16 protein-coding genes are annotated in these 19744 nt (G+C 36.7%); 12 read left to right on the top strand and 4 right to left on the bottom strand.

Going from position 1 to position 19744, the window contains the following annotated elements; translation table 11 throughout:
• Positions 1-2: 2 nt before the first annotated feature.
• Genes QZ657_RS12330 through QZ657_RS12320 form a run of 3 tightly spaced genes read left to right on the top strand, consistent with a single transcriptional unit; the run spans position 3 to position 4099 of the window.
• On the top strand, positions 3-2474 hold the full coding sequence (locus QZ657_RS12330; RefSeq protein ID WP_291967207.1) for a ligase-associated DNA damage response DEXH box helicase: 2472 nt from the start codon (positions 3-5) through the stop codon (positions 2472-2474).
• A gap of 52 nt (positions 2475-2526) precedes the next feature.
• Positions 2527-3237, top strand: a complete 711-nt coding sequence (pdeM, locus tag QZ657_RS12325) for a ligase-associated DNA damage response endonuclease PdeM (protein ID WP_366934171.1) — start codon at positions 2527-2529, stop codon at positions 3235-3237.
• Between the two features lie 58 nt (positions 3238-3295).
• Positions 3296-4099: a tryptophan-rich sensory protein gene (locus QZ657_RS12320; protein WP_291967205.1), complete on the top strand. Its 804-nt coding sequence runs from the start codon at positions 3296-3298 to the stop codon at positions 4097-4099.
• Here the strand turns inward: QZ657_RS12320 and QZ657_RS12315 are convergent.
• The gene (locus QZ657_RS12315) at positions 4096-5445 is read right to left on the bottom strand and encodes a dihydrolipoyl dehydrogenase family protein (protein ID WP_291967203.1); all 1350 of its coding nucleotides are present in this window, start codon (positions 5443-5445) and stop codon (positions 4096-4098) included. The genes QZ657_RS12320 and QZ657_RS12315 overlap by 4 nt on opposite strands.
• 125 nt (positions 5446-5570) lie before the next feature.
• Between QZ657_RS12315 and mfd the strand changes: the two genes are divergently transcribed.
• From mfd to QZ657_RS12285, 6 genes are all read left to right on the top strand, one after another.
• Positions 5571-8939 carry a transcription-repair coupling factor gene (mfd, locus tag QZ657_RS12310; RefSeq protein ID WP_291967201.1) on the top strand — a complete coding sequence of 1123 codons (3369 nt, stop codon included), beginning with the start codon at positions 5571-5573 and terminating at the stop codon, positions 8937-8939.
• 1 nt (position 8940) lies between these two features.
• A complete protein-coding gene (locus tag QZ657_RS12305) occupies positions 8941-9267 on the top strand; it encodes a TerB family tellurite resistance protein (RefSeq protein WP_276471306.1) in 327 nt (108 codons plus the stop codon).
• A gap of 99 nt (positions 9268-9366) precedes the next feature.
• Positions 9367-10380, top strand: coding sequence for a 3-dehydro-L-gulonate 2-dehydrogenase (gene yiaK, locus QZ657_RS12300; RefSeq protein WP_291967199.1), 1014 nt, complete (start codon positions 9367-9369; stop codon positions 10378-10380).
• Positions 10381-10608: 228 nt separating this feature from the next.
• Positions 10609-10938: a hypothetical protein gene (locus tag QZ657_RS12295; protein WP_291967197.1), complete on the top strand. Its 330-nt coding sequence runs from the start codon at positions 10609-10611 to the stop codon at positions 10936-10938.
• A gap of 8 nt (positions 10939-10946) precedes the next feature.
• The gene (locus tag QZ657_RS12290) at positions 10947-11279 is read left to right on the top strand and encodes a hypothetical protein (protein ID WP_276471303.1); all 333 of its coding nucleotides are present in this window, start codon (positions 10947-10949) and stop codon (positions 11277-11279) included.
• Between the two features lie 128 nt (positions 11280-11407).
• A complete protein-coding gene (locus tag QZ657_RS12285; protein ID WP_291967195.1) occupies positions 11408-12727 on the top strand; it encodes a TlpA disulfide reductase family protein in 1320 nt (439 codons plus the stop codon).
• Here QZ657_RS12285 and QZ657_RS12280 read toward each other — a convergent pair.
• The gene (locus QZ657_RS12280) at positions 12724-13383 is read right to left on the bottom strand and encodes an aspartate kinase (protein ID WP_276471301.1); all 660 of its coding nucleotides are present in this window, start codon (positions 13381-13383) and stop codon (positions 12724-12726) included. The genes QZ657_RS12285 and QZ657_RS12280 overlap by 4 nt on opposite strands.
• A gap of 88 nt (positions 13384-13471) precedes the next feature.
• Positions 13472-13831 (bottom strand): YraN family protein, encoded by a 360-nt coding sequence (locus QZ657_RS12275; RefSeq protein WP_291967193.1) that lies wholly within the window; start codon positions 13829-13831, stop codon positions 13472-13474.
• Between the two features lie 186 nt (positions 13832-14017).
• Here QZ657_RS12275 and QZ657_RS12270 point away from each other — a divergent pair, with 186 nt between their 5' ends.
• Both QZ657_RS12270 and QZ657_RS12265 read left to right on the top strand, forming a co-directional pair.
• A complete protein-coding gene (locus QZ657_RS12270) occupies positions 14018-15511 on the top strand; it encodes a DUF1800 domain-containing protein (protein ID WP_291967190.1) in 1494 nt (497 codons plus the stop codon).
• 11 nt (positions 15512-15522) lie between these two features.
• The gene (locus QZ657_RS12265; protein ID WP_291967188.1) at positions 15523-17226 is read left to right on the top strand and encodes a DUF1501 domain-containing protein; all 1704 of its coding nucleotides are present in this window, start codon (positions 15523-15525) and stop codon (positions 17224-17226) included.
• 55 nt (positions 17227-17281) lie between these two features.
• On the opposite strand, the gene QZ657_RS12260 is transcribed toward QZ657_RS12265, so the two are convergent.
• Complete coding sequence (locus QZ657_RS12260) at positions 17282-17461, bottom strand: hypothetical protein (protein ID WP_291967186.1); 180 nt, start codon at positions 17459-17461, stop codon at positions 17282-17284.
• 211 nt (positions 17462-17672) lie between these two features.
• Between QZ657_RS12260 and metG the strand changes: the two genes are divergently transcribed.
• The coding region (gene metG / locus QZ657_RS12255) for a methionine--tRNA ligase (protein ID WP_291967184.1) at positions 17673-19744 on the top strand (2072 nt) is incomplete at its 3' end.

The following is a 19744-nucleotide window of genomic DNA, read 5'->3' as shown; positions in this document are numbered from 1 at the left end:
CAATGGTAAAAAGACAAGAACTCTACGATATAGCAGAAAACTGGTTCGCCGAACAGCATTGGAAACCATTTAAGTTTCAAAAAGATACTTGGAAAGCGTTTCTACAAGGTAAAGACGGATTACTAAATGCTCCAACAGGTAGTGGTAAAACCTATGCTTTATGGTTTCCAATTGTTTTAAATTACATTAAGAGCAATCCCAACTACAAGACCAAACATAAAAAAGGGCTAAAAGCTATTTGGATAACGCCATTACGTGCATTATCGCAAGAAATTAAGCAATCGGCAGAACGCATTACACAAGACCTGGGAACACAGATGACCGTGGGTATTCGCTCTGGAGATACTACCACCAAAGAGCGGGCGCAGCAAAAAAAGAATATGCCCGATCTGTTGATCACCACTCCAGAAAGTCTTCAGTTACTTCTTGCTACAAAAGGTTATGACAAAATTTTTAAAGACTGCTCGGCAATTGTAGTAGATGAATGGCATGAAATATTGGGCACCAAGCGTGGCGTACAAATGGAACTTGCCTTATCACGTTTAAAAAATGTATCCTCGCAATTAAGAATTTGGGGCATCTCTGCAACCATTGGCAATCTAGAACAGGCACGAGATGTTTTGTTGGGCATTGATTCTAAAACGATAGAAAACTCGGTACTCATAAAAGCCAAGCTCAACAAAAAGATTACGGTTAAAAGTATTATTCCAAAAAAAATGGAAACCTTTCCATGGCGTGGTCATTTAGGTTTACACCTTTTGGAAGATGTTGTCCCCATCATCAATAATAGCAAGACCACTTTGCTCTTTACCAATACCCGTAGCCAATGTGAAATTTGGTTTCAAAAAATCTTGGAAAAGCACCCAGAATATGCGGGAGAAATGGCAATGCACCATGGCAGCATTAATAAAGAAACTCGCGTTTGGGTTGAAAATGCAATTCGCAATGAACAGTTGAAAGCGGTGGTTTGCACCTCAAGTTTAGATCTTGGAGTAGATTTTGCCCCTGTAGAAACGGTAGTACAGATAGGAGGACCCAAAGGTGTTGCCCGTTTTCTACAACGTGCCGGTCGCAGTGGTCATAGTCCCGGTAAGGAAAGTGTCATTTATTTTTTACCCACACACGCCATTGAGCTTATTGAAGCATCGGCTTTACAAAAAGCGGTAAAAATGAATTCTGTTGAAGACCGTATACCCTACCTTAACAGCTATGATGTGCTTTTGCAATATTTGACCACCTTGGCCATATCTGACGGATTCTACCCTAAAGAAATTTTTAAAGAGGTGAAACAAACTTTTTGCTACCAAACGTTGACCGAAGACCAATGGCAATGGTTATTGAATTTTTTGGTGATGGGCAGTCAAAGTCTGCAAAGCTACGACGAGTACAAAAAGGTAGAAATTGAGGAGGATGGCAAATTTAAAGTCAATAACCGTGGTGTTGCCATGCGGCATCGTTTTCAAATAGGCACTATTGTTGGCGATGTAAACTTATCTGTAAAATATCAAAAAGGAGGATATATAGGGTCTATAGAAGAGTTTTTTGTTTCTAAACTCAACACAGGCGACGTGTTTACATTTGCAGGTAGAAACTTAGAATTCATCCGAATAAAAGAAATGACGGTGCAGGTGCGGAATAGCAATAAGAAAACCAACAAAATATCTAGTTGGATGGGGAGCCGACTCACCCTTTCCGCACAAATGTCAGAGTTATTGAGAAACGAACTGTATAGCTCGGGTGAACCAATAAAAAATCAATCTGAGGAAATAAGGGCTTTGGCACCACTTTTTGAAAGACAAAGACGAGATAGCATTGTACCCAAACCATCAGAATTTTTAATTGAAACCTTTAAGACCAGAGACGGATATCACCACCTTTTCTACCCTTTTGAAGGCAGATTTGTTCATGAAGCCATTGGCAGTTTATTGGGCTATCGCATAAGTTTATTATCGCCTATTACATTTTCGCTGGCATTCAATGATTATGGTTTTGAACTATTATCAGACCAACCCATAGACATTCAGCAAGTATTGGACAATGACCTGTTCACTACAGATTTTATGCTGGATGATTTGCAAAAAAGTCTGAATGCCACAGAAATGGCTCGCCGAAGATTCAGGGATGTTGCCATTATAAGCGGTATGGTCTTTACCGGATACCCAAAAAAAGGTATTAAAATGAAACACTTGCAAAGTAGTTCCCAGCTATTGTTCGATGTATTTAGGGATTACGAACCAGAAAATTTACTCTTCCAACAAGCCTTTACAGAAACCTTTGAGCACCAGTTGGAAGAAGGGCGATTACGATTATCCTTAGAAAGAATTGCTACACAAGACATTGTATGGAAAGAGTGTGCACAGCCCACTCCATTCTCCTTCCCGTTAATTACAGAACGTGTTGGGCGCGAAAAACTATCTAGCGAGAAACTAGCAGACCGAATTAAAAAAATGGCTGCACTATTGATGAAGAAATAAAAAACCTTGCCCCTTAACCCTCAACGGGGGAATTCATGTTCTTGAGTTTAAAATGAATTTTAAATCCGGACTTTCTCGTAATTTTGCATCAATGACTCATTCCATTACCCTACATGATCAAACTTTTGAAATGCACTTTTCTGGAGCGCTCTATTGGGCAGAACAATCAATGCTATTGATCAGTGATGTGCATTTGGGCAAAGTTTCCCATTTCAGAAAATATGGTGCAGCGGTACCACAACAAGCCGTACAACAAAATTTTGATGCCTTAACTGCAGTTGTAGACCATTTTAGACCTATAACGATTGTTTTTTTAGGAGATTTATTCCATTCTGCCTTAAATACAGAATGGCTGTTATTTGAAAATTGGGTACAGAAAACCGCTCAAGAAATAATTTTAGTGAGTGGTAATCACGATATTATTTCTCCACTTAAATATGAAGAATTACATATTAAAGTAATTCCTGAGTTAATTTTAGAATCTTTTCTTCTAACCCATCACCCTGAAGAAAGAGACGGCTTATTCAATTTTTCGGGGCACATACATCCTGCCATTAAATTGAGTGGATTAGGTAGACAATCGGTACGTTTACCGTGCTTCTACAAAACGGAACATCAAATGATTGTACCTGCTTTTGGAGAATTTACTGGCACCTATACCCTAGAACCTTGTGAAGGCTGTGAAGTCTATGCGCTTTTGGGCGATGCAGTATTGCCCGTGCCCATAAAAGAGGTGAAAAAGAAGCGTTCTTACCGAAAATAGTTCGTTTAATGTGCTAAAGAGCATAACTTTATAAGATAACCATTATACTTTTACCCTTATGAAAAAGAAACTATCTGTTCTTAATTTGGCATCGGTTATTTTGGTTATTGCCGTCAATTATATTTCACAAGCATTTTCACTTAATGATACTACCATAGGTGAAATGAGCGCCCAATATGAAAACTTATTTACCCCGGCAGGATACGCTTTTGCCATTTGGGGTGTAATATTTCTAGGCTTACTGGCTTATGGCATTTTTCAACTAAGAAGAGCTTTTTTTAGTAATAAACCAAGCGATTTTATTGAACAAACAGGATATTGGTTCTTTATTGCCAACATTTTAAACTGCTGCTGGGTATTTGCTTTTATGTACAATTACACTGGCGTTTCAGTTATAATTATGTTTGGCATTCTGCTTTCCCTGATAAAAATTATATTGAACACGAATATGGAGCGTTGGGATGCACCTATAGAAATACTAGCCTTTGTTTGGTGGCCAATATGTCTTTATAGCGGTTGGATATCGGTTGCCACTATTGCCAATATTTCCGCTTATCTAAGTAAACTGGACTGGAACGGTGGCATCCTAACCGAACAGGCCTGGACAATTAATATGATTGTAGCGGCAACATTCATTAATCTTCTGATGATTTGGAAAAGAAACATGCGAGAGTTTGCCTTGGTTGGTGTTTGGGCATTGTTCGCAATTTTCATAAGACATAACGGGTCTAATATGTACATAGCCTACTCCGCAATAACAGGTGCAATAATTCTGTTAATTGCAGCTGCCATACACGGCATAAAGAATCACGAAACAAGTCCGCTAAAAAAGCTTCAACAACGTCTAAATAAAAAACCTTAAACCATATTCTTAATATCGTTTACCCAGGATGGATATGAGAAAATTGTAGATTTTATATCCTTATCCGTCATTCCGTTATTGATTGCCATGGTTAAAATATTGATGGTCTCCCCAGCATCGGGACCTACTAAATGAGCTCCTACAATTTCACCAGTTCTATCGTTCATAATTATTTTATAAGCATATAAAGGCGCATTGATCCGTTTGGCATTGAACCAATCTGTAGCTACATTATAAGCTACTCGAATATTCTTATATCTAGAGGTCGCTTCTTCTTCAGAGTAGCCTACCGTAGCCAAATTCGGTAGAGTAAATACTACAGAAGGTATTTTAGGTACTTCCAATTCCTTTTTATTACCGTTTATAATATTTTCCGCCACCACATAACCTTGTCTACCCGAAAGTGGGGTAAGTGGTAAATTCTTATCGGAAACATCCCCACAAGCGTAAACATTCGCATTATTAATACTTTGTAAATAACTATTGGTTTCCACACCTTTATCAGTAAACTGTACATTACCGTTGCCCAAGTCTAAACCGGCCAATGCCGGTACACGACCAGCGGTATTAAATACAATGTTAGCTTCAATGGTCTTTTCATTACCATTAACTTCATAGGTTAATGTGAGCTTTTTTTCCTTCTTTTTAAGTTTTGTAGGCTCTGCATTGAAAATAAATTTTATGCCAATGGATTCGGAATATTTTCTAAGTCCTTTTACTAAATCTGGGTCAAAAGCATGTAATGGTCTACTGCCGGCATCTACAATAGTAACTTGGGCACCGGCCCTAACGGCCATATGGGCAAATTCCATCCCAATATAACCACCACCAACAAAGACAATTTTCTTTGGTAATTTTTTAAGGTCCAAGAAGTCGTCGCTATTTTTAAAATGTTTGGCTCCAGGAATAGCCAGGGTTCGTGGAACTTGCCCTGTGGCAATTACTATTTTTTTGGCAGTAACAATTTTACCTTCTACAAGAAGTGTATGTTCGTCTAAAAAGCTCGGAGATTGATGAAAGAGTTTTATGTCCAGTTCCTTAAGCACACGCTCTGTAGAAACTGGAATATTTACAGTAAAATTACGCTTGTACTTCTGCAATTGTTTCCAATCAATTTTAGCAACTTTTCCAATACCTTTTCCCTTTAAATTCTTTCCTAGCTCATAAGCCTCTATTGCACCCAATAATATTTTCTTAGGATCACAACCTCTATTTGCACAAGTACCGCCAAATTCACGATTGTCCGCAATGGCAACCTTTAAACCAGCTTCCGCACAAGATTTTGCCACGGTTTGCCCTGCAATACCACTACCTATTACAAAAACATCAAAATTATTATCTTCCATAAAATCTTACTTTATTAGCTAGGCCACAATTTCCAACTTTTTAAGGGCAATGTGTAGCCCATATGTGATAATAATGAGTGGTATCCATTAATTAGGTATACGTATATTTGCAAAAATTTAAACTGTTGAGTCATTCTTCTATCCAACAACGGTATAGCCAGTCTCCCCAAATAGGGAAACTGCAAGCAGCTATTTCCAAATCTGAAAATTCAGGTAATAAAAATGTTCAATTAAAGGGTCTTGTAGGGTCGTCGTTATCCTTTGTACTTTCCAGTATTTTTGAATCGGAAGACCGCCCATTTTTGGCGATTTTTAACGATAAGGAAGAGGCTGCCTATTATCTAAACGATTTTGAACGATTGATCGGGGAAGACAAAGTACTTTTTTATCCCGGAAGTTATAGAAGACCTTATCAAATTGAAGAGACGGACAATGCCAATGTGCTTTTACGGGCAGAGGTATTGAACAGAATAAATTCTAGAAAAAAGCCTGCGGTAATCGTCACTTATCCAGATGCGTTATTTGAAAAAGTAGTAACAAGAAAGGAATTGGACAAGAATACCCTAAAAATGAAACTAGGGGATACACTTTCTTTAGACTTTTTAAACGAAATTTTATTTGAATATAAATTTAAGCGAGTAGATTTCATTACCGAACCTGGTGAATTTTCTGTTCGTGGAGGTATCGTGGACGTCTATTCATTTTCTCATGATGAACCCTATAGAATTGAATTTTTTGGTGATGAAATAGATAGTATTAGAACTTTTGATGTAGAAACACAGCTGTCCAAAGAAAAAGTGAAGTCCATTACGATCGTACCTAATATGGCAGATAAGTTCTTAATAGACAAAAGACAAAGTTTTTTGAGCTATATAGCATCTAATACACTTGTCTTTGCCAAGAATACAGATTTTCTTTACGATCGTTTAGATGACTTTTTTGGTAAAGCAAAAGAAGCCTTTACAAAATTATCAAAAGACATAAAACACGCCGAACCCGAAGAGTTGTTCATGGGCGGCAAAGAATTTAATCATCAACTATCTAATTTTATGGTTTTAACCCAAGATGCCAAGCGAGACGCGCCTAATCTAATTGAGTTCCACTCAAAACCACAACCATCTTTCAATAAAAAATTCGATTTATTGATCGAAAATTTAAATGGTTATAAAGAACAAGGGTATACCAATTATATCTTTTGCGCCAGTGAGCAGCAGGCAAAACGTTTTCATGACATTTTTGAAGAAGTGAACCAACAAGTTCATTACCAAACCATTGTTTCTCCACTTTTTCAAGGTTTTATTGATGATGACCAAAAATTAGTATGTTATACCGACCATCAAATTTTTGAACGCTATCATAAATTCCATTTAAAGAACGGTTATGCAAAAAAACAGTCCATAACGTTAAAAGAGCTGAATAAGCTTGAAATTGGAGACTACGTAACCCATATAGACCACGGAATTGGAAAATTCGGCGGATTACAAAAGATAGATGTTGAAGGCAAAAAGCAAGAAGCCATTAAATTAATGTACGGCGAGCGAGATATTTTATACGTTAGCATTCACTCTTTACATAAAATATCCAAGTTTAACGGTAAGGATGGCGCACCGCCAAAAATTTACAAATTAGGTTCTGGTGCCTGGAAAAAAATTAAGGACAAGACCAAATCCCGCGTCAAAAAAATTGCCTTCAACCTTATTAAAATCTATGCAAAAAGAAGGCTGGAAAAGGGGTTTCAATACAACCCTGACAGCTACTTACAAAATGAACTAGAAGCATCCTTTATCTATGAAGATACGCCAGACCAAAGTACCGCTACGGAAGATGTTAAGAAAGATATGGAAAGTGAGCGCCCTATGGATCGCTTAATATGTGGGGATGTAGGTTTTGGAAAAACGGAAATTGCCATACGTGCGGCATTCAAAGCAGTAGACAACGGCAAACAAGTTGCGGTTTTAGTACCAACTACGATATTGGCTTTTCAACATCACAGAACCTTTTCTGAACGATTAAAAGATATGCCTGTAACCGTAGATTATTTAAACAGGTTTAGAACGGCTAAAGAGAAAAAAGAGACCATTCAACGTTTAGGTGAAGGAAAAGTTGATATCATCATAGGCACACATCAACTGGTGAACAAGAATGTAAAATTTAAGGATTTAGGTCTATTGATCGTTGATGAGGAACAAAAATTTGGGGTTGCGGTAAAAGACAAATTAAAATCTATTAAAGAGAATGTAGATGTTTTAACGCTGACAGCTACGCCAATACCAAGAACACTTCAGTTTAGTTTAATGGCCGCCAGAGATTTATCTACCATAACCACCGCACCACCAAACAGGTACCCAATTGAAAGTCAAGTTATTCGCTTTAACGAAGAAACTATTAGGGATGCGGTAAGCTATGAGATCGAAAGAGGCGGACAAGTCTTCTTCATACATAACCGCATTGAAAATATAAAAGAAGTGGCCGGTATGATCCAAAGATTGGTACCCGATGCAAAAGTAGGTATTGGCCACGGTCAAATGGAAGGCAAAAAATTAGAAGCGTTAATGCTGGGCTTCATGAATAGTGAGTTTGATGTTCTGGTATCGACAACAATAATTGAAAGTGGTTTAGATGTTACCAATGCCAACACAATTTTCATTAATAATGCCAACAATTTTGGGTTAAGCGATTTGCACCAAATGCGCGGTAGAGTTGGTCGTGGAAATAAAAAGGCGTTCTGTTATTTTATTACACCGCCCTATGAAGTAATGACTACAGATGCCCGCAAACGTATTGAAGCTTTGGAACAATTTACAGAATTGGGCAGTGGTTTCAATATTGCTATGAAAGACTTGGAAATTAGAGGTGCAGGAGATTTACTGGGAGGGGAACAGAGCGGTTTTATAAATGAAATTGGTTTTGAGACCTATCAGAAAATTTTAGCAGAAGCCATAGATGAATTAAAGGAAAACGAATTTAAGGACCTGTATGAAGAGGTAGAAGGCAAACAGGAGAAGGTTTTTGTAAAAGAAACCCAGATAGATTCTGATTTTGAACTTCTTTTTCCTGATGACTATATCAATAATATTACTGAAAGACTTACGTTATATACAGAGTTGAACCAGGTAAAAGACGAAGCAGCGCTTCAAAAGTTTGAAGCACAATTAGTTGATCGTTTTGGCGAATTACCGGAAGAAGCTCAAGACTTATTAAATTCAGTTCGTATAAAATGGATTGCCAATGGTATAGGTCTAGAGAAAATAGTAATGAAGCAAGGTAAAATGATCGGGTACTTTATAAGTGACCAACAATCGGCATTTTATCAAACTGCAACATTTACAAGAGTATTGCAATACGTGCAATCACATGCACAACAATGTAAAATAAAAGAAAAAAAGACCCGTAACGGTTTACGATTATTATTGGTATTTGAAAATATACGATCTGTAGACAGGGCATATTTGGCATTGAAGCCATTTGAAATTAAAGAAAAAACAACTGGATAATATGAAGTTTGATATACCAGAGAAATTAGCGATCGTACATCTTATTGACTCTGTTATTGTAGCTGATGGCGAAGTCCATAATGGTGAAATAAACGCGTTAAGTAGATTAATGCCTATCATAGATTTTGACAGTAACTTTTTAATTCAGGCCCGTACCATAGATATAGACCAAAGCGTACATATTCTAAAAGACATGTCAGAATCTAAAAAAAGTAAGCTAGCGGAAATATTGGAAGAAGTTGCAATTTCCGACGGTTATATTCATGAAAAAGAAAGTGTGGTTATACGTCATGTCTTCTCACAAATAGGGCTATCCAAAAAAGCCTAGTTTTATTTTATTTAAAACGTTTTAGCTACATTGTTCTTTATATAATTTACGGAGCTAAACAACTTATGTATCTTAACGGTTAAATTTAAAATTACCGTTTTGAGCGAGATTAGAGTTTCATCTAAAAAAATGAAATCTGTTTTAGAGTCTTTGTTCCAAAAGCACTCTTTTACAAAAGAACAAGCCTTTACATTGGCTAAAATTCACACAGAAAGCACCTTAGATGGTGTTTACTCCCACGGTGTAAACAGGGTTCCGGTATTTATAGATTATGTAAAGAAAGGTTTAATAAAAACCGATGCTATTGCCACTAAAACAGCTTCAATGGGCAGCATTGAAAGATGGGACGGCAATTTGGGATCAGGAATTTTAAATGCACTTACATGTACGGATCAAGCCATTAAATTGGCCAAAACCTACGGTTTGGGTTTAGTTGCCCTAAAAAACACCAACCATTGGATGCGTGGTGGAACTTATGGTTGGCGTGCAGCGGAACAAGGTTGTATTTCAATACTATTTACCAATACCATACCCAATATGCCCGCTTGGGGAGGAAAAGAGAACAGAATTGGCAATAATCCATTAGTTATTGCCATACCAAGACCAAATGGCCATGTAGTTCTAGATATGGCACTTTCACAGTTTTCATTCGGAAAAATGCAAAGCTTGGAATTAAAAAATGAAGAACTACCCTTTCATGGAGGTTGGGACAATAACAATGAGCTTACCAAACATCCTAAGGATATAATGGATTCTGGGCGCGCATTACCCGTTGGCTATTGGAAAGGATCTGCACTATCTATGATATTGGATATGCTGGCAACATTATTGTCTGCAGGAAATTCTACCTACAAAATAGGGCTTAAGAAAAATGAAACCGCACTCTCGCAGGTATTCATGTGTATAGACCCAAGTACTTTTTCAGATACGGAGATACAACAAAATCTATTGAACGAAATTATTAAGTTTACACATGAAGGCCCTTATATGAAAAAGGATGGCAGAACATTCTACCCAGGGGAACGAACCTTGGCTACAAGAAAAAAGTCTAAAGTAGAAGGTATGCAGGTAAGCTCAAAAATATGGGAAGAAATTCTTGAATTAGTAGATTAAAAAAGAATGCTGACCCAATATTGAAAATTAAGTATAGTAAATAGTACTTTCTGTAAACCCTATATTTTTTCATTCAATGTTAGCCTACAGTACATCAAGATTACTACGTTTAGCAAATCTTTTTTCAAATGCAGAAATTGAACAACATCATTTTAGTGAATAAGTAGAAGTTAAAATCTATGCTAGATCCTCTTGTTTTTCATATCTTTCAGCTCCTAAAATTAAAGAATGGAGTTTGAAGAGTTTGTAAAGGCAGCTTTTGTTAAGATGATTTACGAGGTTATAGAGGCTGATGGTGAAATTCACCCAGGCGAGCTAGAAATATTGAACAAACTAAAAGTTGGTATTGGATTTGACTACGCATTTTTAGAACGCGCAAAATTGTTGGATTATGACAATGCTTTAATCACCCTTTATAATATACCTCATGAGCAAAAAACGGCTCTAGCAGAAATTCTTGATGAAGTCGCTATTTCAGATGGTGCTATCCATAAAAAAGAAATGGACCTTATTATAGATACTTTTATAAATATAGGATTAGGAGAAGAAACGGAGTAAATAATAGTATGATAGAGTACACAGAAGAAGAAAAATTAGCTGTTGTTAAGATGGTAGACTATGTTATTTTAGCAGATAGCAAAGTAGACCCTGCGGAAATGCGCTATTTAACCCAACTTATGGATCGTTTTTCTTTTGATAGTTTCTTTGTAGGCCATGCTAGAAATCTGAATAAAGAAAAAGCTTTTAAGATTCTAAGCTTAATGTCTCTTCCTAAAAAAAGAGAACTTGCCAAACTATTAGATGAAGTGGCCATTTCTGACGGTTTTGTTCATGATAAGGAGCTTCTAAAAATAACCGAGGCACTTGCTCATATGGAGATTGAAAAGGAATTTTCATAAGCTTTTCAAAATTTAAGTCCACAATTGCTTTCCGAATATTATTTTTATTGCCTTTATAGTATTCTTGTTAAAACCCATATTATTAAGAATAAAATATATATTGGTCCTATAATTGTTTTTTAAAATATATGAAAGTTCTCATTAGTATTTGCCTGTTATTTTTTTCATTAAGTATTAAAGCACAAGGTTCCATCTCCGGTAACTTTTCCCCTGCCAAAGATTTTAAATGGTTAATTGCCTATGAGCTAACTGCAAACGGTGAACGATATAGCACTGACACTGCCGTAAAAGATGGTACTTTTAAATTAGAAATGCCAGTAAGCGCTCAAGCCGGTATGTATAGATTGGTTTATGCCGTACCGCAAGATGAGTTTTATATAGATGTAATCTACAATAAAGAAGAAGATGTAACATTCAATTTTAATCTAAAAGATGGGTTAACCATTACCAATTCTGTAGAGAATAAGTGGTACAATGAGTACTTTTCAAAAATTACGGCCGCACAGGATAAGTTGATTGAATTCTATGAAAACCAAAATGAACCTAATAGGGAATACAACAATATCGTTAAAGAACTGAATACGATACAGACCACTTTTGAAGAAAAACATACAACAACAATTGCCCATAAATTTATAAAGGCAAATAGAAATTACATACCGGCCGAATTTGAAGATGTAAAAACATTTCTTAAACACAAGAAACAACATCATTTTGATCATTTAGCAATAAACGACCCGGTTCTACAGGGCTCTAATTTTTTAACTGACAAATTTGCTAGCTATGTCTTTTCTGCGTTACCTGCAGACATTACCTCAAAAGAGCAATTGACCGTTGAGGTTATAAAAAATGTAGAAACAACGGTAGCGTTTATAAAACCTACCCCTATTGGTTTTCAAGAAAGAGCCGTATACCAATTATGGCAAATAGCAGAAGTAAATGGTTTGCCAGCGGTACAAGACTATATCTTCAAAAATCATTTGAAAAAGCTTGCGATCACGAACAATAATGAAAAGTTGGTGGATGAGATAGAAATGGCAACGCGGTTAAGAATTGGTGCAGTTTCCCCAGATGTTACTTGGCAGTCAAATGGCAAGGAACATTCTCTTTTAACTTTGGAAGGTGCAGAAAACTATGTGTTGGTTTTTTGGAGCAGTACATGCTCACATTGCCTAAAAGAGCTACCTCAGCTTCATAAAGAACTAAAAGATTACGAAAATCTTAAAGTAATTGCCGTAGGACTGGAACTAGAAGAAGAAAACTGGAAAAATGTTTCTGCAACAATGCCCAATTTCAATCACGCAATAGGTTTAGGTAGATGGGATAATGAATACGTTAAAATATTTGGCATACAAAGCACACCTACCTATTTCATTCTGGATAGCGAAAAACGATTTATTGCCAAACCTGAATCTGACAAGGAAGTAGTTGAATTTCTAAAGAATTAAAGAGATTTTAAATCTTTGATTGTTTTGAACGCCATATCCACTTGCTCATCGTTAACTAAGATGGTAAATTCATTGGTCGTTGAAATTACTTCATAAAGAACGATACCTTCCCATGCCAACCTTTGAAAGATAAAGTAATAGATACCAGGTACCGATACATTTTCTGCAGGCAACTTTACGGTAATGGATGATAGCTCTTCAGCCTTTTGAGTACACTTTTCATCCTTGAATAGTCTTTCTACCGTTTTATCCATCAAATTACTGATAACGATATTAATCTCGTTGACACCACGGCTAGAAGTATAGAAAACATCTTGGTTGTCATTGATTTCTTCAAGTAATTTAGCTTGGTGCACCAATATTTTATCAGAAGCTAAAAAAGTATAATCCGTCAAAGAAGATCTTACGGTTATCTCGCCAATATTCTTAAGCACTTTTAGAATTTTATGGGTTGCCCTAAACTCCAGGTCATCTGAAAGACGTTTTAACGCCATTACTATAGCGCCATTACGAATATCTTTTCCTAATTCATGCTCGATCTCTGGTTTTACTATTCTAGATAGTGAAGTAAGATTGATTATACCCTGTGCTAGAGCACTTTGTAAAAATGGCTTTTTCTTGATGTACTCCTCAACTACTGATGATATTGTTTTCATTTTATTGTATGGTTGTTGTGCAAATATAACAACTTGTTATAAATAAAACAAAATGTTTTTTAATAAATCTACTATTTTAGTAGATTATTCAGAAATGATAAAAGGCAGATTCTAAATGTTCTAGCTCCAATTTATTCTTGTTTTTAAGTATTGTAACAATATCAAAACGTACTTCTACATCAAGATCATTATCCGTTACGTAATGATCTGCAGCCATCACCAATAGCTTTATTTTCTTAGGTGTTACCGTTTCGGCAATATTCTTAATAAAGTCCGTACTTCTAGAACGCACTTCAACAATTACCAAAATATCATCCTTCATTGCTATAATATCTACCTCGGCCTTTAAATATCTATAATTTTTGTATTTAATGGCATACCCGTTTTTTATAAGGTAATCTACAGCTATCTGCTCCCCTTCTTTTCCAAATTCGTTATGTTTTCCCATGATATAGTTAACAGATTAAGTAATTCATCGAAAATATAGGAATTTCAACGCCTTTTTATCAATAAATCTCGTTATTTGAAACGTGATAATCGAAAATAGATAGTTTTAAATACTATACCTAATTTCCTAACGTTTAGCATAGAAGCCCCAACTCTACGAACGTAATACAAACGCCTATTTAAGAATATGGAATATTTCATTAATTGTAATACTTCTACTCTTGCTCCGTACACAGCTAATCTAGATCAGCTAAGAGCAGCCCATTTATATCGCCGCTTAGGATTTAGTGCCTCTGTGGAAACAATTAACCAAGCTGTTGGACAATCTGCCGGTGCGTTGGTAGACACCTTAATAGATGAAGCCTTAGGTATGCCGGAAATTGCGGCACCTACTTGGGCCAACTGGAACAATGACAACTACCCCGCAGATAATGATGCAAGAAATCAACTAAAAAGAGAGCAAAAAACGGAATTTCAACTTAATTATGCCAAAGGTTTACTGAACAATAATCTAAGGGATAGATTAAGTTTTTTCTGGAGCAACCATTTTGTAACTGAGTTAGAAGTCTATAACTGTAATGCATTTTTGTACGAGTATATAGATTGCCTACAAAGACATTCTCTTGGTAACTTTAAAACATTCACTAGCGAAATTGGATTGACCAATGCCATGCTGTATTACCTAGATGGCGTGTATAATAACGGTAACAACCCAAATGAAAATTATGCTCGTGAGCTATACGAACTTTTTACCCTAGGTGAAGGCAACGGTTATACCGAAGAAGATATTATAGAGACCGCAAAAGCCCTAAGTGGTTATGTTGAACGTGGTGAAGTGGGGTGTTCGGCAGTTACTTTTGACCCTACAAAACATGATGCCGGTCCCAAAACTATATTAGGCCAAACAGGCAACTGGGGCTATGACGATGTCATCAATATTCTTTTTGAACAAAGATCTCCGGAAATTGCAGAATTTATATGCCGAAAACTATATGAGTTTTTTGTACACCCAGATTCTAGGGACGATGCAAATAATGCCCAGATGATCATAGATGGTCTGGCAGCAACATTTATGACCAATAATTTTGAGTTGGCACCAGTACTAAGGCTTTTGTTCAAAAGCCAACACTTTTTTGATGATGAAGCTATTGGGGTAATCATAAAGAGCCCTGTAGACTTCTATTTTAACACATTAAATGAATCTAATTTTAACTACACTGACACTAACGTTGCCGAAATGGTCAACTATAGTGCATTGTTAAGTCAAGAAATATTTGAACCATTTGACGTTGCCGGTTGGCAAAGAGACCGATCTTGGATCAACACAAATTTTATGATCGGCCGTTGGCTGACCATTGAAAGTATTCTAGAAGAATTCTATATGGCAGATAATGAGCAGTTTCGTTCATTTGGCCTTGCAATTTCTGGCAATGAAGGACTAACTAATCCCAATCCAGATGTCGTTGCAAGATTGATTATAGATTTCGTTTTAACGAAGGGACTGCTAAACGAAGAAGAATATGCCAAAGCGTTTGCTATATTCAGAAGTGATGTAGAAGATGTTTACTACGAAGGTGGTAATCAAGAATCATGGACATTGGCTACTTGGCCACAAGGTCCGTTTCAAGTATATCTACTTTTTCAATATTTAGCGAGACAACCTGAGTTTCAATTAAAATAACACCTACTTCTATGTGCAATACACACCATACCCCATTTAAAGGCCTACATCATGAAGGCCATGATGAAGAACATAAAACTTGGAGCAGACGCTCATTTTTACAAGCAATGGGCATCGCTGGCTCTGGCTCTATGATGTTAGGATCGAATATGCTTTCGGCATCTGCGCCATCGCCCTTATCAGCCGCTATTTCTGGAGCGGAGACAGATAATATACTTATACTCATTCGCCTATCTGGCGGTAATGATGGCCTAAGTACCGTAATACCCATAGAACAATATGATAGTTATGCAAATGCTAGGCCCAACATTTATGTACCGGAAAGTAAGATCTTAAAATTGACCGATGAATTTGGTGTACCATCTTATATGAGTGCTCTGGCACCTATGTGGGAAGAAGGGCAGTTTAAGGCAGTACATGGTGTAGGTTATGAAGGGCAAAGTCTATCACACTTTACCGGCTCGGATATTTTTGCCAATACAGATATAGAAACAACAGGTTTTAGCGGTTTAAATACCGGATGGATGGGCAGGCACTTTGAAAGTATTTACCCAGATTATTTGGTAAATCCGCCAGCGGCACCGGCAGCCATTCAAATTGGACAATTCGGTAGTTTGGTCTTTCAAGGGGATGAAACTAATTATGCCTTTGTAACATCAAATGTAGATCAATTAGAAGAAATTGCAGAATCTGGTGTAGTATATGGTCTAGAAGATAACTTGTTCAATGATTGTATGTATGGTGATCAACTTAAATTCTTAAGAGGTGTAGCCAATACAACCTATGAATATTCGGGTATTATACATGATGCTTACACTCGTGGGCAAAACCAAGTTGAATATCAGGATAATAGTTTTGCACGCCAATTGGCACTTATAGCAAGACTGATCAAAGGTAACTTAGGTACTAAAGTATATATGATTTCTATGGGTGGTTTTGACACACATGGAAATCAACCACAGGCTCATGCCAAATTAATGACAACTTTATCTGTAGCGGTAAATAATTTCTATGAAGATATTGCCTTTACCCAACAAGATGACAAAGTGTTGAGCATGACTTTTTCTGAATTTGGAAGACGTATTTTTGAAAACGGATCAAATGGTACCGATCACGGTAAGGCCACACCAACATTGTTCTTTGGATCAGGCTTAAACGGTAGTGCATTTGTAGGTGACCACCCCACCTTAGATGATCCGGACGGAAGGGGAAATTTAGAATATACCATGGATTTTAGGGACTTATATGCCACTGTTCTTGCTGAGTGGTTGTGTGTAGATATACCTTTGGTAGAAGCTCATTTACTGAACTACAAACCATATGTACCGGTAGATTTAGGATTTAGCTGTAGCGGGGAAGCTTTTCCTGACATTGCATATAGTGATGGTGAAGTTACACCGCCGGTACCGCCAGGGGAAGAGGCCGAAACACCTATAACTCCAGACTTATTGAACGCTGTGGTACATAAACCATTCTACCCAACGGATCAGACACCACATATCTACCTAGAAATGCCATTTTCTGCACACGTAGATATTCAACTTTATAATATTTTAGGACAAAAAGTAGGCACCGTTTTCAACGAAATGATGTTAGAAGGTTCTACAGAAATAAATATACGAGAGCGCATGCCCGAACAGTTATCTACAGGTAAATACATCTATAGAATCAATGTACAGAATCAAAAGATGAGTAAATCTGTTATGGTAGCCTAGTTTGTTTCCCAAATGTAAAAAGCCCTATTCAATTTCTTTGAATAGGGCTTTTTAATTATGTTAATTTAGAATTGTTCATTTTAGACTCGAACCGCAGTTCCTTTTTAACCCTATGATTTTTGTCCTTGTAAAGTCTTACCACATCCTCTTTACTGCTACTAGAGTTTTCAATGGCCTTTTCTATTTCGTCCAGACCGTTGTCCAATAAAATTTTTTTAGAATTACCAACACCCATATCTTATATGTTTAGATTAAAAAATAAGTTTTTTCTTACAATAGAACTTTTTTTTAATCGTTTTAGTATAATTTTCAATTGTGACATCAGCTTTTACGTCCATTGACAAACAAATGTTGACGTCGGTTTCAATAAAACGAGAACTTCAATTGTTTGGATAGTAGTAATTCTCCCCGCAAATTCAGTATTTTTGTGGCTTAATTAATTTTTGATGTCCAATATTAAAACACCCTCTAGATATACGATTACCGCAGCATTGCCATACACAAATGGTCCAATACACATTGGTCATTTGGCCGGTGTTTATGTGCCTGCAGATATTTACGCCCGTTATTTAAGATTAACTGGTAAGGATGTCGCATTTGTTTGTGGTAGCGACGAACATGGCGTAGCCATTTCAATGAAAGCCAAAAAAGAAGGCGTTACCCCAAAAGATATTATTGACAAATACCACGCAATTATCAAACAATCCTTTATGGATTTTGGTATTACGTTCGATAATTATTCTAGAACCTCTGCTCCCGTTCATCACAAAACAGCATCGGATTTCTTTACGACACTCTACAAGAAAGGAGACTTCATAGAGGAAACTACAGCCCAATTATATGATGAGGAAGCCCAGCAATTTTTAGCTGATCGTTTTGTAATAGGTACGTGTCCAAAGTGTGGAAATGAAGAGGCATACGGTGATCAGTGTGAAAATTGTGGGTCAAGTTTAAATGCGACGGATTTAATAAATCCAAAGTCGACCATTACAGGAACAGTACCAACCACCAAAGAAACAAAACACTGGTTCTTACCATTGGACAGATATGAGGATTTTCTTAAAGATTGGATATTAAAAGGGCATAAGGACGATTGGAAACCAAATGTTTACGGTCAATGTAAATCTTGGATCGATGGTGGCTTAGAGCCAAGAGCTGTCACCAGGGATTTAGACTGGGGTATACCGGTACCTGTTGAAGGCGGAGAAGGAAAAGTATTATACGTATGGTTTGATGCCCCGATCGGATATATTTCATCTACCAAAGAATGGGCTGCTCGTGAAAGCAAAGACTGGGAACCATATTGGAAAGATAAAGACACTAAATTGGTGCACTTTATAGGTAAGGATAATATTGTTTTTCACTGTATTATTTTCCCATCCATGCTAAAGGCAGAAGGAAGCTATATTTTACCGGAAAATGTACCGGCAAACGAGTTTTTAAATTTAGAGGGCAATAAACTATCCACTTCCAAAAACTGGGCGGTTTGGTTACATGAATACTTAGTGGATTTTCCAGAAATGCAAGATTCGCTTCGTTATACTTTAACGGCCAACGCTCCAGAAACTAAGGATAATGATTTTACTTGGAAAGATTTTCAAGCACGTAACAACAATGAATTAGTTGCCATTTTAGGTAATTTCATCAACAGGGTAGTTGTTTTGACTAACAAATATTACGAAGGCAAAATACCAGCTACCGGTAGTTTAACCGATGTTGATACTGAAACCCTAGAACAATTAACAAAATACCCAGCAATAATTTCAACTTCTATTGAGCGCTACCGTTTTAGAGAAGCTGGCCAAGAATTAATGAACCTTGCCCGTTTGGGGAATAAATATTTAGCCGATGAAGAACCATGGAAGGTCATTAAGATAGATGAAGAACGCGTAAAAACAATTATGAACGTGGCTTTACAAATAGCTGCAGGTTTAGCTGTTTTAAGTGAGCCATTTTTACCATTTACTTCTAATAAATTAAAGAATATTTTAAATCTATCTTCTTCTGGGACTGAGCGTAGCCGAAGTCTTAACTGGAACGATGTTTCTAATAAAGAAGCATTATTGAAGCCTGAACATCAAATAAATAAAGGAGAGTTACTTTTCAGAAAAATTGAGGATGCCGAGATACAAACTCAGTTAGATAAATTAGAAGCGACCAAAAAAGCCAACGAGAACGAAAACAAACAAGTAATGCCACAAAAAGATACGATTACCTTTGATGATTTTTCTAAATTGGATATGCGAGTAGGTACCATTATCGAAGCTGAAAAAATGGCGAAAGCCAAAAAGCTTTTAGTACTTAAAGTTGATACCGGATTAGATGTTAGAACCATAGTTTCCGGTATTGCAGAAAGCTTTAAACCAGAAGAAATAGTTGGTAAAAAGGTAACAGTGTTAGTCAACCTGGCACCAAGAGCATTGCGCGGTGTTGAAAGTGAAGGTATGATTCTAATGACTGAAAATGCCGATGGAAAATTGGTATTCGTCAACCCAGATGAGGATGGAGTTGGTAATGG

The sequence above is a fragment of the Maribacter sp. genome, from assembly GCA_020629415.1.
Taxonomy (GTDB): Bacteria; Bacteroidota; Bacteroidia; order Flavobacteriales; family Flavobacteriaceae; genus Maribacter; species Maribacter huludaoensis.
Note: the sequence above shows the minus strand (reverse complement) of the source record. Positions and strands in the feature narration are given on the sequence as shown.

Coding starts and splice junctions, on each gene's coding strand:
- QZ657_RS12265 (WP_291967188.1), top strand. CDS start 15,523: ATGTGCAATACACACCATACCCCATTTAAAGGCCTACATCATGAAGGC.
- pdeM (WP_366934171.1), top strand. CDS start 2,527: ATGAATTTTAAATCCGGACTTTCTCGTAATTTTGCATCAATGACTCAT.
- QZ657_RS12260 (WP_291967186.1), bottom strand. CDS start 17,461: ATGGGTGTTGGTAATTCTAAAAAAATTTTATTGGACAACGGTCTGGAC.
- QZ657_RS12315 (WP_291967203.1), bottom strand. CDS start 5,445: ATGGAAGATAATAATTTTGATGTTTTTGTAATAGGTAGTGGTATTGCA.
- QZ657_RS12295 (WP_291967197.1), top strand. CDS start 10,609: ATGGAGTTTGAAGAGTTTGTAAAGGCAGCTTTTGTTAAGATGATTTAC.
- QZ657_RS12290 (WP_276471303.1), top strand. CDS start 10,947: ATGATAGAGTACACAGAAGAAGAAAAATTAGCTGTTGTTAAGATGGTA.
- QZ657_RS12320 (WP_291967205.1), top strand. CDS start 3,296: ATGAAAAAGAAACTATCTGTTCTTAATTTGGCATCGGTTATTTTGGTT.
- QZ657_RS12330 (WP_291967207.1), top strand. CDS start 3: ATGGTAAAAAGACAAGAACTCTACGATATAGCAGAAAACTGGTTCGCC.
- QZ657_RS12285 (WP_291967195.1), top strand. CDS start 11,408: ATGAAAGTTCTCATTAGTATTTGCCTGTTATTTTTTTCATTAAGTATT.
- QZ657_RS12305 (WP_276471306.1), top strand. CDS start 8,941: ATGAAGTTTGATATACCAGAGAAATTAGCGATCGTACATCTTATTGAC.
- QZ657_RS12275 (WP_291967193.1), bottom strand. CDS start 13,831: ATGGGAAAACATAACGAATTTGGAAAAGAAGGGGAGCAGATAGCTGTA.
- QZ657_RS12270 (WP_291967190.1), top strand. CDS start 14,018: ATGGAATATTTCATTAATTGTAATACTTCTACTCTTGCTCCGTACACA.
- QZ657_RS12280 (WP_276471301.1), bottom strand. CDS start 13,383: ATGAAAACAATATCATCAGTAGTTGAGGAGTACATCAAGAAAAAGCCA.